Below are 15,653 nucleotides of genomic sequence, written 5' to 3' on the forward strand. Positions count from 1 at the left end.
CCGCTTACTGCGTCGATGCTACTGGGCGTAACGGTAGGGGATCGCGCTGGCACCCTGCTCCGCACCGGTAATGTTCTCGCGCAGTGCGGTAAACAGTTCGCGCCCCATTCCTACGTGGGAAGCGGACAAGTCCGGTTGTTCCGGGTGACGCTGCGCCAGCTCTGCTTCATCCACCAGCAGGCTGATCTCACCCGTGATGCCGTCAACGCGGATCATGTCGCCATCCTGAACTTTTGCCAGCAGGCCGCCTACGTAAGCCTCCGGTGTCACGTGGATGGCGGCAGGCACCTTGCCGGATGCGCCTGACAGGCGACCATCGGTGACCAGCGCAACGTTGATGCCTCGGTCCATCAACACACCGAGCGGCGGCATCAGTTTGTGCAGTTCTGGCATGCCTATCGCTCTTGGCCCCTGATAACGCACCACCACCACGCAATCGTTGTCCAGACGGCCCGTTTTAAAGGCGGCATCGACATCGTTCTGATCGTTGAATACGATGGCTGGCGCGACGATGGTTTGTCGCTCTTGCGGCACGGCGGAGGTTTTCATCACTGCGCGTCCCAGATTGCCGGAAAGCACTTTGGTGCCACCGTGTTTGGCAAACGGGGTTTCCAGCGGTGCGATCACTTCGGCGTCCAGCGACACCAGCGGGCCGTCGCGATAGACCAGTTTACCCTCTTCCAGGAACGGCTCCTGGGTGTAGCGATGCAGACCAAAGCCCGCCACGGTGTGGACATCTTCGTGCAGCAAGCCGCCGCGCAGCAATTCTCGCACCAGCAGCGACACGCCGCCTGCCGCCTGAAAGTAGTTGATGTCGCCAGGCCCGTTGGGGTAGATACGACACAGCAGAGGCACCACCTCGGACAGTTCAGAAAAATCATCCCAGGTGACGGTAAAACCGGCGGCTTTCGCCATGGCGACCAGATGCATGGTGTGGTTGGTCGAGCCGCCAGTCGCCAGCAGGGCGACAATACCGTTGACGATCACCTTTTCGTCCACCAGTTGACCGACGGGCAGATAATCGCCTGCGCTTTCCGTCATTCGGGTGACCTGACGCGCAGCGGCCTCTGTCAGCGCATCGCGTAACGGAATATCCGGGTAGACAAACGAGGAGCCGGGCAGATGCAGCCCCATGATCTCCATCACCATCTGGTTAGAGTTGGCGGTGCCGTAAAAGGTACAGGTTCCTGCGCCGTGATAAGCACTGGCCTCGGATTCCAGCAGCGCATCGCGGCCGACTTTTCCTTCAGCATACAGTTGGCGGATGCGCACTTTCTCTTTGTTGGAGATGCCGGTGCGCATCGGGCCTGCGGGCACGAAAACGGTCGGTAGGTGACCAAAAGAGAGGGCTGCAATAAACAGTCCCGGGACAATTTTGTCGCATACGCCTAAAAAAAGCGCGCCATCAAACATGTTGTGTGACAAGCCGATCGCCGCCGACATCGCAATCAAATCGCGGCTCAGCAGGGAGAGCTCCATGCCGTCTTGCCCTTGTGTCACACCGTCGCACATGGCAGGGACACCGCCCGCAACCTGACCGACAGCGCCCACGGCGTTCAGCGCCTTTTTAATCAGATCCGGGTAGCGTTCATAGGGCTGGTGGGCAGAGAGCATGTCATTGTAAGAGGTGATGATGCCGATGTTGCTTTTGATCATGTTCTTCAAATCGGCTTTGTCTTCGGGCGAGCAGGCCGCGAAGCCGTGTGCCAGATTGCCGCAGGCCAGCTCGGAGCGGTGTACGGTTTTGCTTTTGGCGGCGGCAATCAGTGCCAGATAACGGCTACGCTCGGCGTGAGAACGAGACAGGATGTTGTGGGTAACGCGTGCAACAATAGGATTCATGCTATGCCCCATGTGTTTAACATTGATGCTTTGCTTAATTAAAATCAAATGCCAATGACGTCGAGTGAAATAATTGGGCTACAGCAGCTAGCGGGTGTTTTAATTATTTTTAAGATGATAAAAACGCTCGTGCAAATAAACGCACGATACCAGATCGTCAATAAATAAAGAGCCCGTTGCTACGGTGAGTTACCGTAAAGGATAGGGGCGCATTACGGGGTGCTGATGGGGTTCATCGCAGCCTCATGTGATCCAGACTTTCATCTTTGCCGCTAGTGTTTCTCTCCAATAGGCTCGACATCAGGACACCCTGACGGTGATAAGACCACTATATACGCAAATGATACCGGTAACAATGGATTTTACGGTCACGCTTTACTCGATTCAGCCGAGGTGAAAATAATTTTGTGATGGAGATCACGTTGTTATATGCAGGGGGTAACAACGGTGCAAAAAGTGCGATATCGGCATGAGGGTAACGGGCGATAATATCTAAAATAATAATGGAAAAAATAAAAATTAGTTTGGTTTTTTTTAATATTGGTATCGGCAGGTAAATATTATTTTCTAGCAGAAAAGGAATGCGCCGCGCTATTAATTACGGGCAGTGAGGTGTTTTTTTATCACTGCGCAACCTTGATTATTTTTAGTGGCGTTTTTTTAACGGAAAATAAGGAAAACGCAGGGTTGTTTCATCATTATTGGCAGTTGGGTTGCTATGGTGGCTCGGGGATTGTACTGGTGACCATCATGTCACCGTCACACAGACAGCGCGGGTTTTCTTTGTTACACTAGAGGACCGGCCAACAATATTTCAATCGATTGAAAATGAAGAAGAAAAGACCAGGTTTGCAAGATGTGGCCAATCGTGTTGGCGTCACTAAAATGACCATTAGCCGCTACCTGCGCGATCCGCAGAAGGTATCGGCGGCACTGCGTGACAGCATCGCCGCTGCGCTGGATGAGTTGGGGTACATCCCCAACCGGGCGCCGGAGATTTTATCGAATGCCACCAGTCGGGCGATTGGCGTTCTGCTTCCTTCATTGACCAATCAGGTGTTTGCTGAAGTATTGCGCGGCATTGAACGCGTGACGGATGCGCACGGCTATCAGACGATGCTGGCACACTATGGGTATCACGCCGAGCGCGAAGAGATGCGCTTGATGTCACTGCTTTCCTACAATATTGACGGTCTGATCCTCTCTGAACGTTCCCATACGGAGCGCACGCGCAAGATGATTGAAGTGGCGGGCATCCCGGTGGTTGAAATCATGGACAGCGAGTCTCCCTGCATCGATCTGGCAGTGGGGTTTAACAACTTTGAAGCGGCCTACCAGATGACGCAGGTGCTGTTGGCCCGTGGGCACCGTTTTCCGGTTTATCTCGGCTCGCGTCTGGATGAGCGTACCTTGATCAAGATGCAGGGGTACGAACAAGCGATGCGCGATGCCGGGTTGACGCCGCGTGATGTCAACACCGATCGCCCCTCGTCCTACAGTCTGGGCGGTGAACTGATGAGAGAAGCGCGCGAGCGCTACCCGGAAACCGACAGCCTGTTTTGCACCAACGATGATATCGCGATCGGTGCAGCCTTTGAGTGTCAGCGGCAAGGGTTGCGCATCCCCGATCAAATGGCGATCGCCGGTTTTCACGGACACGATATTGGGCAGTCGATGGAACCGAAACTGGCCAGCGTGCTGACGCCACGTGAACGCATGGGGCAGGTGGCCGCAGAGCGGCTGCTGGCCAGGCTGCGCGGCGAGGTGGTTACCCCGCAGCGGTTGGATTTGGGCTTCACGATCCTGCATGGCGACAGCATTTAACCCGTTAGCGACGAGAAACGACACCCGCGTTGCGTAGTGCCGCCAGACCGCGGGCGACAACCTCATCAAAGCTGCCATCGATATCGATGCTCACCACGTCAGTTTCATCTGTCGCAGGCTCTTCCAGCGCATCGAACTGACTTTTGAGCAGATCGGTGGGCATGAAATGTCCGGCGCGCGCTTTCAGGCGTTGCAGAATAACGTCGAAACTGCCCTTCATATAAAGGAACAACATATCCGGGTTGCCCTGACGCAAGCTATCGCGATAGCGGCGTTTTAACGACGAGCAGACGATCAAACCCACTTCATTTTTGTGGCGCAGACTGTAGGCCGCATCGTTAAGACGCTCAAGCCACGGCGCACGATCGTTGTCGTCCAAAGGCTGGCCGCTTGCCATTTTCTGAATGTTGGCGCGCGGGTGCAGATCGTCGCCATCAATGAATTTAGCGCCCAGCGCATTTGCAATAGCCGCTCCAGAACTGGATTTACCACACCCAGATACGCCCATGATGATGATGCTTTGTCCCGCCATAGTTTGATCTCTATCTCAAAATGAATATTTAAGCCGATATGATAGTTTCGCATTTTATCACGTTACCGGTATCATGATACCGGTAACAAGCAGGGGTGTGACAAAAATCACAGATTACCGATGAGGCTAACGAGGGCATAAACCGCTACTCCAAGGCGTCAGGCTTTGGCCCCCAAAGCTCGGTAGCACGCGCTGCCAGGTAACAAAAAGAACGCTACGTTGATGCAAAAGTAGCATTTATAGATCTGACTGTATTAGTTAACAGCATCTGTACGATTCCTATATCGGAGAATTATTATGCCATTAATCATTGTAGCAATCGGGGTTGCCCTGCTGCTGCTATTGATGATCCGTTGCAAACTGAACGGGTTCATTTCATTGATTCTGGTGTCGCTGGCCGTTGGCTTGGCGTTGGGCTACACCTCTCAGGGTGGGTTTAACGTTAATGGTGTCATCACCTCCATCAAAAACGGGGTAGGCGGCACGCTAGGCAGCCTGGCGCTGATCATGGGCTTTGGTGCCATGTTGGGCAAACTGCTGGCAGACTGCGGCGGTGCCCAGCGCATTGCAACCACGCTTATCGATAAATTCGGTAAGGGGCGCATCCAGTGGGCGGTGGTATTAACCGGTTTCACCGTTGGTTTTGCACTGTTTTATGAAGTGGGCTTTGTGTTGTTGCTGCCGTTGGTGTTCACCATTGCTGCTGCTGCGCGTATCCCATTGCTGTTTATCGGCGTGCCGATGGCCGCTGCACTGTCCGTGACCCATGCGCTGTTGCCTCCGCACCCGGGCCCGACGGCTATCGCTATTCTGTTCAAAGCCGATATGGGCAAGACCCTGCTGTACGGGACGTTGATTGCTATTCCGACCGTAATTTTGGCCGGACCGGTCTATGCACGTTTCCTGAAAAGTATCGATAAGCCTATCCCTGCTGGGTTACACAACCCGAAAGTGTTTGCCGATCATGAGATGCCGGGCTTTGGTATCAGCGTGTTCACTACCCTGATTCCGGTTATCCTGATGACCGGTCGTGCGGTGGCAGAAATGACGCTGCAAAAAGGCCATCCGGTGCTGGGTTACGCTGAGTTCCTAGGCGATCCGGTGATGGCAACGCTGATTTCCGTGGTTGTAGCGATCTTTACCTTCGGGCTTAATCGCGGTCGCTCTATGGATCAGGTGATGGATACCATCAACGATTCCATCAAGATCATCGCGATGATGCTGATGGTGATCGGTGGCGGCGGGGCGTTCAAACAGATCCTGGTGGACGGTGGCGTTGCGAAGTACATCGAAACGCTGATGGCGGGCAGTACGCTGTCGCCGTTGCTGATGGGATGGGCGATTGCCGCTGCGCTGCGTCTGGCGCTGGGGTCAGCGACCGTTGCGGCCATGACCGCGGGCGGTATTGTGGCGCCGTTGCTCACCATTACCGGCGTCAGTCCTGAACTGATGGTACTGGCCGTCGGTTCCGGTAGCGTAATTTTCTCTCACGTGAACGATCCGGGTTTCTGGCTGTTCAAAGAGTATTTCAACCTGACGATTGGCGAAACCATGAAGTCATGGTCTGCGTTGGAAACCATTATTGCGGTATGTGGCCTGATTGGGTGCTTGCTGCTGAGTATGGTTATCTAAACGACAGGTTGTGGTTGCCTCCGTTTCGGAGGCAACCGAATCACTTAATGAGACACACTGCCTGATGCGCCTACGCCGGTTTGTGAGCGAACAAACTGCGCATAGAAACGTTCGCGTTCCTGCTTGCCTTCCTCTGAATTATCGGTAATCGAGAAGAACCAGATCCCGATAAACGCCACCAGCATTGAGAACAGCGCCGGGTATTCATACGGATAAATAGGCGTGGCGTGACCAAGAATTTTCACCCAAATGGTGGGACCCAGGATCATCAGCACGATAGCCGTCAGCAAACCCGCCCAGCCGCCCAACATTGCCCCACGCGTGGTCAGCTTCGACCAGTACATTGAAATAATGATGATGGGGAAATTACAGCTCGCCGCTATCGAGAAGGCCAGCCCGACCATAAAGGCAATGTTTTGTTTTTCGAACAAAATGCCCAAACCGATAGCCACCACGCCCAGCGCCAAAACGGTGAGTTTTGAGACTTTCAGTTCATCACGCTCCGTGGCCTGCCCTTTCTTGATCACATTGGCATACAGATCGTGTGAAACTGCTGACGCGCCTGCCAACGTCAGCCCGGCTACCACCGCCAGAATGGTGGCGAACGCTACTGCGGAGATAAAGCCGAGGAAGAAGTTGCCGCCCACCGCATCGGCCAAATGCACCGCGGCCATGTTATTCCCGCCAATCAATGCGCCTGCGGCATCTTTAAAGGCGGGATTGGCGCTGACCAGTACGATGGCACCGAAGCCGATAATAAAGGTCAGGAAGTAGAAATAGCCCATAAACCCGGTGGCGTAAAACACACTTTTACGTGCTTCGCGTGCATCGCTCACCGTAAAGAAACGCATCAGAATATGGGGTAAGCCTGCGGTACCAAACATCAGGCCCAGCCCGAGCGATAGCGCAGAAATCGGGTCCGAAACCAGTCCGCCGGGGCTCATGATGGCAATGCCTTTCGGGTGGACCGCTGCGGCCGCTTTAAACAAGCCGTCGAAGCTGAAATTGACCGATTTCATCACCATGACAGCCATAAAGGTGGCGCCAAACAGCAGCAGCACGGCTTTGATGATCTGTACCCAGGTGGTGGCGAGCATGCCGCCAAACAGCACATACATCACCATCAGAATACCGACCAGCACGACGGCAACGTGGTAGTTCAGGCCGAACAGCAGCTCTATCAGTTTGCCTGCGCCGACCATCTGGGCGATGAGATACAGCGCTACCACCACCAGCGAGCCGCAGGCGGAGAGGGTGCGAATCGGTTTTTGTTGCAGGCGGTAAGATGCTACATCGGCAAAGGTATAGCGCCCGAGATTGCGCAACCGTTCTGCAATAAGAAACAGGATGATGGGCCAGCCCACCAGAAAGCCCAGCGAATAGATCAGTCCGTCGTAACCGGAGGTATACACCAGCGCCGAAATGCCGAGAAACGACGCGGCAGACATATAGTCACCCGCAATCGCCAATCCGTTCTGAAAACCCGTGATATTGCCGCCTGCCGTATAATAGTCGCTGCGCGAACGTGTGCGCTTCGAGGCCCAATAGGTGATGTAAAGCGTGCCGCCGACAAACAGCAGGAACATGACGATGGCCTGAATATTCAGCGGCTGGCGTTGAACGTCGCCGGTGAGGGCATCCGCGTAGGCCATGACAGGGAGCATCAGACCAACAAGCGGTAATAACAGACGCGTTTTCATTACTTAACCTCACTCAGCAGCTTTTTGGTCATACGGTCAAATTCTCCGTTGGCGCGATAGACATACACCCCTGTCGAGATAAACGAGATAACGATAAGGCCAATCCCGATGGGAATGCCGCGCGTAATCGTTGCGCCGGGAGAGATGGGGGTACCCAGCCAGGCGGGGGCGAAAGCAATCAGCAAAATAAAGCTGATGTATAACACCAGGATGATCAGAGAAAGCGAGACGGCAAAAAGCTGACGTTTGCGCACCAGTTCCTTAAACACCGAGTGGTTGCCAATGCGTTGGTAGAGGACGTCATTCATCATAAATCTCCGGTAAATGGGTCTGGTCTGTATCCGGTTGCAAGTAAAAGCGTTGCCGATTTCAGGGTACAGCCCACTCAGCCAGACCCGTTGGGTCTGGCGTTGTCTGCTATCGGTTCGCTTAGCGCATACTGCGTTATACCCGTCATACTTCGAGTTGCAGATGCGTTGGCTGCGTTCTCTCACCCGAATCACTTACCTAAGTAAGCTCATCGGGGTTCGTTCGCTTGCCGCCTTCCTGCAACTCGAATTATTTAGGGTATAGATGTTTAAGACTGTGGCGTGTCCATGGTTTGTTTCTCTTCCAGCAGTTTTTCAACGACGCCAGGATCGGCAAGCGTGGAGATATCCCCCAGATTACTGGTGTCTCCCGCCGCGATTTTGCGCAGAATGCGCCGCATAATCTTGCCGGAACGGGTTTTCGGCAGCGAATCCGTCCAGTGCAGGATATCGGGCGTAGCAATCGGACCAATCTCTTTACGCACCCAATTGCGCACTTCCGTGTAAAGCGCACTGGAGGGCTCTTCACCGTGGTTGAGCGTAATGTAGGCGTAGATAGCCTGGCCTTTCAGGCTGTGCGGGATGCCCACTACGGCGGCTTCGGCAATCTTCGGGTGCGCCACCAGTGCAGATTCTATTTCCGCCGTGCCCAGACGATGGCCCGCCACGTTCAACACATCATCGACGCGGCCGGTAATCCAGTAGTAGCCATCTTCATCGCGGCGGGCACCATCGCCGCTGAAATACATGCCTTTAAAGGTCGAAAAATAGGTCTGTTCGAAACGCTCGTGATCGCCAAACAGCGTGCGCGCCTGTCCGGGCCAGGAGTCGGTGATCACCAGATTGCCTTCCGTTGCCCCGTCCTGCGGCGTGCCCAGGTTATCGACTAACGCAGGCTGCACGCCAAAGAAGGGAAGCGTTGCCGAACCCGGCTTGGTTTCGATCGCCCCCGGCAGCGGGGTAATCATTAACCCGCCGGTTTCCGTTTGCCACCAGGTATCGACGATCGGACATTGGCTGTTACCGATCTTGTTGAAATACCATTCCCAGGCTTCCGGGTTGATGGGCTCGCCCACCGACCCCATGATCTTCAGCGAACGCCGATTGCTGCCTTCGATGGCCTTGTCGCCGTCAGCCATCAACGCGCGGATTGCGGTGGGGGCGGTATACAGGATATTGACGTGGTGCTTATCGACCACTTGTCCCATACGGCTCGCATCCGGCCAGTTGGGTACGCCTTCAAACATCAGCGTGGTCGCACCGCAGGCCAGCGGGCCGTAGAGCAGGTAGCTGTGCCCGGTGATCCAGCCGACATCGGCGGTACACCAATAGACATCGCCGGGATGGTAATCAAACACATATTTGAAGGTCATGGCGGCATAGACCAGATATCCGCCGGTGGTGTGCAGCACGCCTTTAGGCTTACCGGTCGATCCGGAGGTATAGAGAATAAACAACGGATCCTCGGCGTTCATCGCTTCTGGCGGGCAGTGATCGTCTGCACCGACGATCAGATCGTGCCACCAGAGGTCGCGTCCTTCATGCCAATCGATAGCGGCACCCGTGCGTTGGTAAACAATGGTATGGGCCACCGTTTTAACGCCTGGGTTGCGCAACGCGTCATCAATATTCTTTTTCAGCGGGATAGTGCGCCCTGCGCGGATACCCTCATCAGAGGTAATAACCAGTTTGGCACTGGAATCGATAATACGCCCGGCGATGGATTCGGGAGAAAAGCCGCCGAAAATAACGGAATGAATGGCACCTATGCGCGTGCATGCCAGCATGGCAACCGCTGCTTCCGGCACCATTGGCATATAGATAGCGACCACATCACCCTTTTTAATACCTAGTGATTTCAATACATTAGCAAAACGACAGACGCTCTGGTAAAGCTCGCGGTAACTCACCGTTTTGCTTTGGCTCGCATCATCCCCTTCCCACACAATGGCGGTTTGATCGCCAAGCGTGGCTAAGTGTCGATCGAGACAGTTGGCTGCAACATTTAACGTGCCGTCTTCGAACCAGCGAATGCGGATATGACCTGGATCGAAAGAGGTGTTTTTTACCTCAGTGTACGGTTTGATCCAATCGACGATCTTGCCATGCTCCCGCCAAAAGTTTTGGGGATCATTGATCGATGCCTGATACCACTCGCGATACTGCTCGGGGTTAATCAGGGCGTTCTCCGCCACTGAGGCGGGTATGGTGTGTTTATTATATTGGCTCATAGCGCTCTCCTTAAACCTTGTTAAATGTATGTCAACAAATCGTTAAGTGTAGTGGTGCGCCAGAGTTTGTTTCTTTTTTGAGCGATGGATCACGCAATAAGGAGTAACGCAGTGAAAGGCAAAGCGTGGAGAATGGCGGGCCCAAAGCGTTTTCTGTTATTTATAAAAAAGCAAACCGGAACATGATTTGTGACATGTATCACATTATTGTGTCTGGCTTGCTCGTTCACATGATCGTAAAGCATATAACGATCAATTTATTATTTTCAATAGATTACAACTATTACTTTTTATTATTTGATCGTCCTTTACGATCAAACGGCATAAAGATACTGCTTATTCAGCCGATAGTGTGCATACCAACACGGGTATATTTTGATCCAGAAGATGCTTTTCGATCGTTTGATCGACAGGTACGTTAAAATTTTAGTACATATGTAAAAAAATGAGAGCGGTATAAGCGACGAATGTGGTACGGGTTCACGGGATCTTTTGGCCTTTTACTTCTACACTTGAATAGCAATTCGTCGATGCAGGCTTCAGCCTGATCGTTCGAGATCAAAATACAACGTCGCGCTGCTTGAACATTACGCTAACGGAAGTACAAGATATTTTATCTATTTGTTTTTATTGATTAATTACGGTTTGCGGTTTCGGGCTATTGGAAGCATCTACGCAATGCTTTGCGATCCTGCGTGTGAGTCGCGCAGATCGGTAGAGGGTTGACGCAGCTTCTCAGTGTGTCCGTGGAGTTATCTTGTCATAGCATGAAGCAGAGGAAACGATGAGTCTGATATTTGGACAAAATGAGATCATAGGCATGCTGAGCAAACCTGTACAAAATGACAGGCGTGCCGTCGCCGTTATTGATGATAAATGCAAGGTTCTCTGTGCTAACTCTGCATTTAATGCCCATTTCGGGCTGCATTCTGAGACGAACAATCCGGTATCTATCGATGATGTCCTGCCGATAAACGTGAAGTTTGCCTATCAGGACTTTCTGACCAACAGCGACGTGATGAGTACGCGTGTAGTGTCGGATCTTCTGTCGGATGGCTTCACGAAAAAGCAGCTAAGCACGCTCTCTTTTTCTAAGCTGAATGTTGAAAACCGTGTGTTTTCTCTGATGATCTTGAATCAAGAGATCAACGAACCGGCTCCTGCCATTAACCTTGTTTCTTAGGGAAATAAAACAAGGACGTTCGAAATTACTAACATTACGGAATTATTAATTGCCAATGGCAATATAAGCTACGTCTTTTCGGGCGTAGCGAATGTTATTAATGCAACTTAACGCAAATTATCGACCCTTTATTTTGTCCTGCCCGAACGAATAACCCCCGTTATCTACTAATTCATATAGCGTTATTTGTACGCCTGCCGTCAATACGCATTTTTTTCTTTTTCTGGTTCCCCTTTTGGTGACCGCCATTGGCATACCCATTAACAGCAATGAAAAACTGACAGGGGTATAACAATGAAATCATGGCGAACCGGGCCGGTAACGCTGGCGCTAAGAGCCGCACTTTGGGGAATGGCGCTGGGCGGTGCCGCTTCGGTCACGACCGTTTCGGCAGCAGCACAGGAATTTCATGTCACTGCGGGAAGCCTGGCTCAGGCATTAAACCAATTGGCGCAGCAATCCGGCGTTCTGTTGTCTTATGATCCGGCACTGACGGTGGGTAAACAGAGCAGCGGATTGCAAGGGCGTTATGAAGTGGAACAAGGGTTTGCGCAACTGCTGGCGAACAGCGGTCTGCGCGCCGAGCGCCACGCTGACGGCAGCCTCTCTATTGTGGCGCAGCCGGTAGCGCAAACAGCGGCTGCGGTGCCAGCGCGTAACGACCAGATCGTCGTCACCGCGCCGCCCAATACCGCGTTAAAGCTGGATGTGCCGGTTTCGGAAACGCCGCGTGCGATGTCCGTGGTGACACAGCAACAGATGGAAGAGCGCGGTGCCAAGAAGGTCGATCAGGCTTTGCGCTACAGCCCCGGCGTGCTGGCATCCTATTATGGGCCGGATAACAAAGCGGAATGGCTTTCTATCCGTGGCTTTAAGGATCAGTCACGCTTTCAAAACGGCCTTGCTGCTATTAATGAAAACGCGTATTTCGTTCAGCAGTTTGAAGCCTTTGGCGTGGATCGCGTCGAGGTTCTGAAAGGGCCTGCGTCTGTGTTGTATGGGCAAAACCCACCGGGCGGCCTGGTCAACATGATCTCCAAGCGACCAACGCGTTTGCCGCAGGGGCAAATATCTCTGGATTACGGCTCCAATGATTACCGCCAATTGGGCATTGATAGCGCAGGGCCGCTTAACGATGATGGCACGGTGCTTTATCGCGTTGTTGGCCTCGCGCGCGGCACGTCGGGTGAAATGGATCATGCCAAGAGTAACCGCTTCTATCTGGCACCCAGCATGACATTCCTGATGGGGGATGACACTGAACTGACCGTACTGGCAAGCTACATGGATACCCATTCCGATGTTACCAGCGGTTTTAAGCTGCCGTATGGCACGCTGCACAATACACCGTTTGGGAAAGTGGGTTACAGAACCTCACTGGGTGAACCCGGGCTCGACCGCAATAACACCCGCCAATTTACCTTGGGTTATGAGTTCACCCACCGTATTAACGATACCTGGACGTTCCATCAGAACACCAATTACAACTATCTGAATATGGATTTGCGTACTGCTTATGCTTCCTATCAGGTTAGTGAACGAGAAGCTCAGCGGGGCATGGTGTATCGCGATGGCTTTGCGCAAAACTGGGCGACGGATAACCGTATGGTTGGGGAGTGGCAGTGGGGAGATGTGGAAAACACGCTGCTGTTGGGGATTGATTACCGTCGCGCCAATTCACAAAGCCGCGATGGTGATTTCTACGGTATTGGTGCCATTGACATGTTTAACCCCGTCTATGGCAATGCCGTTCTGCCGCTCAACGATTTGTATTCTCACCGTACTGGACGCCACCAAATCGGTTACTACGTTCAGAACCAGTTTCGTTATGACGATCGCTGGATTGCCTTGATTGGCGGTCGTTACGATAAAGCGAAATCGCGCGATCAGAATCTGACTGATGGCAAGGGTAGCCGTAAGGATGACGACAAGTTCACCAAAACGGCTGGGCTGATGTACCTGTTTGATAACGGTGTTTCTCCCTACATTAGCTACTCTGAATCCTTTATGCCGCTTGTGGGCAATGATGGTAAAGGCAATCCCTATAAACCGACCGTGGGTAAGCAGACCGAAGTGGGGATGAAATATACGCCGCACGGCTTTAACGGTTATGCGACCGTAGCGCTGTATAACCTGGTTCAGGATAACGTATCGACCACTGACCCTGATCACTCAGGCATCTCAATGCAAACCGGGCAGGTTCGCTCTCGCGGTATCGAGTTGGAAATGAGCGGTGAGGTGGCGCGCGGCCTGACGGTGCTGGCCAATTATAACTATGGCAAAGTCGAGACCACCAAATCACTTGATCAAGCCGAAGTAGGTAAACGCTTTGTTGAGCAGCCATTACAACAAGCGTCCGGTTGGGTGAATTATGCGTTCCAGGGAACACTCTCCGGTTTATCTGTGGGGACGGGTGTGCGTTATGTCGGTAGTTCTTTTGGTGATTCAAAGGAAAGCCCCAACCTGAAATCCCCTGCCTATACCCTTTGGGATGCCATGGTAGCCTATGACTTCACCAAGGATTGGCGCTTGCAGGTTAATGCCACCAACCTCAGCAACCGTGAATATGTCAGCGTGTGTAACTTCTGGTGTTACTACGGTGAAGGCCGCGTGTTCAATGCCAACCTGAGTTACCGCTGGTAACTGCTGAGACTGGTGTTATTCGCACCCTCTAACCGTCATTCCCGCATACCACCCGTCATTCCCGCGCAAGCGGGAATCTCCCACAGGAAAAACAGATTCCGCCTGCAAGAGATCCTCGGCCTGCGCCGAGGATGACAATGAGTGGAAGGCTCTCTGCAAAAGTCATTGTGCGATAGTGATTGACTTTGCATTTAATGATAATGAAAATCATTTCATTGTTATTAAATGAGACACAACGTGAACGGTCACGCGGCTACCTATGCTGATCCCGTCGAATCTTTGGCGGTACAGCGAATTTATCACGAGCACCATGTCTGGTTACAGGCGTGGCTGCGTCGGCGTTTGGGATGCTCGCAGCAGGCGGCCGATCTGGCGCAGGATACTTTCGTGCGTTTGATCAGCACGCAGCAGGCTACCCAACTGCGTGAACCTCGCGCCTGGTTGACCACCGTCGCCCATGGTCTGGTGGTGAATTTCTGGCGGCGGCGCGACATTGAAAATGCCTATTCGCAGGTACTGGCAGAACAGCAGATTGATGTGGAGCCTTCTTTGGAGCAGCATGCCATCATTATTGATACGCTGCTGGAGATTGATCGTATGCTCAGTACGCTGTCTGCCAAGGCCAGGCAGGCGTTTCTGTGGGTGCATATTGATGGATTGACCTATCAGCAGGTGGCCGATCGCCTTGGTGTCTCCGATCGCATGGTGAAAAAATACATGGCACAGGCGATGTTCGCTTGCCTGACCTGCCAGGAGCGCTAATCCCTGCCATGCGATCCGACGATATTCCCCAGGACGTGTTCTACGATGCCGCAGAATGGTATGCCATTCTCTACGCGGATGATTGCACGGCAAATGAGCGCCACGCCTGGCAGCAATGGCTGAATAGTCATCCACTGCACCAGCAGGCGTGGCAGCGTGTCGAGCAGATTCATACCCGTTTTCATTCCGTCGATAGCCCGGTGGCGTCCAGCGTATTGAGCCGTCAGGGAACCGAACGGCGTCACCTGTTAAAACTGTTGGTGTTGATGACGCTGCTGGGCGGTGGGGCCTATAGCGTCCCCTGGGAAACCTATGCCGCTGACTATCGCACCGCCAAGGGAGAAAACCGACGCTGGGCGTTGGCAGAGGGGCTGACGCTGAACCTGAACACCGATTCAGCGCTCTCACGCTACGACCAGGACGGAAAGATTGCTTCTCTACGCTTGCTGAAAGGGGAGTGCTTGCTGGAAAGCGCTGTGCCTTACCCGCTACTGTTTTCCACCCCTCAGGGGGAACTGACGCTGAATTCACTCTGCCGGTTTGATGTGCGCTGCGATGACAGTGAAAGTACGCTGGCGGTGTTTCAGGGGGAAGTATTGCTCCGCCCGGCGCAGCAATTGCAGGCGGCTGTGCGCGTTCTCGCTGGGCAACAAGTCACCTTTACTGTTGCGATGAGTCAGCCTGCGCAACCGGTGGAAGGCTTCCGCCAAAGCTGGCTGGATGGCGTGTTGCTGGCGGACAATATGCGGCTGGATAGCTTGATGCGTGAATATGCGCGCTACCGTAACGGCTACTTTCCCCTCGATGCCAAGGCGGCAGCGCTGCGTATTTCCGGTGTCTTTCCCTTGCAGGATGATGCGCGTTTTTTCAGCGCCCTGACCCGCACCCTGCCCATTATCGTCGAACGACGCTTTTCCTGGTGGATTACTCTGCGCGCCCGCTAATCCCTTCTGGTTTTTAATGCTAAAAACGCTAAGAATAGGACGGAGAAAAAGC

The 15,653-nt window shown here is 53.2% G+C and carries 11 protein-coding genes; 6 read left to right on the top strand and 5 right to left on the bottom strand.

What is annotated here, in order from left to right; genetic code table 11:
• Positions 1 to 18: 18 nt before the first annotated feature.
• Positions 19 to 1,842: a phosphogluconate dehydratase gene (edd, locus tag J5069_RS12225; protein ID WP_264644137.1), complete on the bottom strand. Its 1,824-nt coding sequence runs from the start codon at positions 1,840 to 1,842 to the stop codon at positions 19 to 21.
• Positions 1,843 to 2,670: 828 nt separating this feature from the next.
• Between edd and gntR the strand changes: the two genes are divergently transcribed.
• Positions 2,671 to 3,666: a gluconate operon transcriptional repressor GntR gene (gene gntR, locus J5069_RS12230; protein WP_264644138.1), complete on the top strand. Its 996-nt coding sequence runs from the start codon at positions 2,671 to 2,673 to the stop codon at positions 3,664 to 3,666.
• Between the two features lie 4 nt (positions 3,667 to 3,670).
• Here the strand turns inward: gntR and J5069_RS12235 are convergent, their stop codons facing one another.
• Positions 3,671 to 4,198: a gluconokinase gene (locus J5069_RS12235; RefSeq protein WP_264644139.1), complete on the bottom strand. Its 528-nt coding sequence runs from the start codon at positions 4,196 to 4,198 to the stop codon at positions 3,671 to 3,673.
• Positions 4,199 to 4,495: 297 nt separating this feature from the next.
• Here J5069_RS12235 and gntT point away from each other — a divergent pair, with 297 nt between their 5' ends.
• A complete protein-coding gene (gntT, locus tag J5069_RS12240) occupies positions 4,496 to 5,830 on the top strand; it encodes a gluconate transporter (protein ID WP_264644140.1) in 1,335 nt (444 codons plus the stop codon).
• A gap of 44 nt (positions 5,831 to 5,874) precedes the next feature.
• Here gntT and actP read toward each other — a convergent pair whose 3' ends face one another.
• The 3 genes from actP to acs form a co-directional block, all read right to left on the bottom strand.
• Positions 5,875 to 7,530: a cation/acetate symporter ActP gene (gene actP, locus J5069_RS12245; RefSeq protein WP_264644141.1), complete on the bottom strand. Its 1,656-nt coding sequence runs from the start codon at positions 7,528 to 7,530 to the stop codon at positions 5,875 to 5,877.
• Entirely contained in the window at positions 7,530 to 7,838 is a 309-nt protein-coding gene (locus J5069_RS12250) for a DUF485 domain-containing protein (protein WP_264644373.1), read from the bottom strand. The genes actP and J5069_RS12250 overlap by 1 nt, the downstream gene beginning before the upstream one ends.
• A gap of 269 nt (positions 7,839 to 8,107) precedes the next feature.
• Positions 8,108 to 10,069, bottom strand: a complete 1,962-nt coding sequence (gene acs / locus J5069_RS12255; RefSeq protein ID WP_264644142.1) for an acetate--CoA ligase — start codon at positions 10,067 to 10,069, stop codon at positions 8,108 to 8,110.
• 784 nt (positions 10,070 to 10,853) lie between these two features.
• Here acs and J5069_RS12260 point away from each other — a divergent pair.
• From J5069_RS12260 to J5069_RS12275, 4 genes are all read left to right on the top strand, one after another.
• Positions 10,854 to 11,252, top strand: a complete 399-nt coding sequence (locus tag J5069_RS12260) for a transcriptional regulator (RefSeq protein ID WP_264644143.1) — start codon at positions 10,854 to 10,856, stop codon at positions 11,250 to 11,252.
• 294 nt (positions 11,253 to 11,546) lie between these two features.
• Positions 11,547 to 13,895, top strand: a complete 2,349-nt coding sequence (locus J5069_RS12265; protein ID WP_264644144.1) for a TonB-dependent siderophore receptor — start codon at positions 11,547 to 11,549, stop codon at positions 13,893 to 13,895.
• A gap of 237 nt (positions 13,896 to 14,132) precedes the next feature.
• Positions 14,133 to 14,657 carry a sigma-70 family RNA polymerase sigma factor gene (locus tag J5069_RS12270; protein WP_264644145.1) on the top strand — a complete coding sequence of 175 codons (525 nt, stop codon included), beginning with the start codon at positions 14,133 to 14,135 and terminating at the stop codon, positions 14,655 to 14,657.
• An 8-nt stretch (positions 14,658 to 14,665) separates the two neighbouring features.
• Positions 14,666 to 15,601 (top strand): DUF4880 domain-containing protein, encoded by a 936-nt coding sequence (locus J5069_RS12275; RefSeq protein WP_264644146.1) that lies wholly within the window; start codon positions 14,666 to 14,668, stop codon positions 15,599 to 15,601.
• Positions 15,602 to 15,653 lie beyond the last annotated feature (52 nt).

Origin of the sequence: Candidatus Symbiopectobacterium sp. NZEC127 (assembly GCF_025962675.1) — a bacterium.
Classification (GTDB): Bacteria; Pseudomonadota; Gammaproteobacteria; order Enterobacterales; family Enterobacteriaceae; genus Symbiopectobacterium.

What these genes read in the sequence shown, in the direction of transcription:
- edd (WP_264644137.1), bottom strand. Translation starts at nt 1,842, where the DNA reads ATGAATCCTATTGTTGCACGCGTTACCCACAACATCCTGTCTCGTTCT.
- gntR (WP_264644138.1), top strand. Translation starts at nt 2,671, where the DNA reads ATGAAGAAGAAAAGACCAGGTTTGCAAGATGTGGCCAATCGTGTTGGC.
- J5069_RS12235 (WP_264644139.1), bottom strand. Translation starts at nt 4,198, where the DNA reads ATGGCGGGACAAAGCATCATCATCATGGGCGTATCTGGGTGTGGTAAA.
- gntT (WP_264644140.1), top strand. Translation starts at nt 4,496, where the DNA reads ATGCCATTAATCATTGTAGCAATCGGGGTTGCCCTGCTGCTGCTATTG.
- actP (WP_264644141.1), bottom strand. Translation starts at nt 7,530, where the DNA reads ATGAAAACGCGTCTGTTATTACCGCTTGTTGGTCTGATGCTCCCTGTC.
- J5069_RS12250 (WP_264644373.1), bottom strand. Translation starts at nt 7,838, where the DNA reads ATGAATGACGTCCTCTACCAACGCATTGGCAACCACTCGGTGTTTAAG.
- acs (WP_264644142.1), bottom strand. Translation starts at nt 10,069, where the DNA reads ATGAGCCAATATAATAAACACACCATACCCGCCTCAGTGGCGGAGAAC.
- J5069_RS12260 (WP_264644143.1), top strand. Translation starts at nt 10,854, where the DNA reads ATGAGTCTGATATTTGGACAAAATGAGATCATAGGCATGCTGAGCAAA.
- J5069_RS12265 (WP_264644144.1), top strand. Translation starts at nt 11,547, where the DNA reads ATGAAATCATGGCGAACCGGGCCGGTAACGCTGGCGCTAAGAGCCGCA.
- J5069_RS12275 (WP_264644146.1), top strand. Translation starts at nt 14,666, where the DNA reads ATGCGATCCGACGATATTCCCCAGGACGTGTTCTACGATGCCGCAGAA.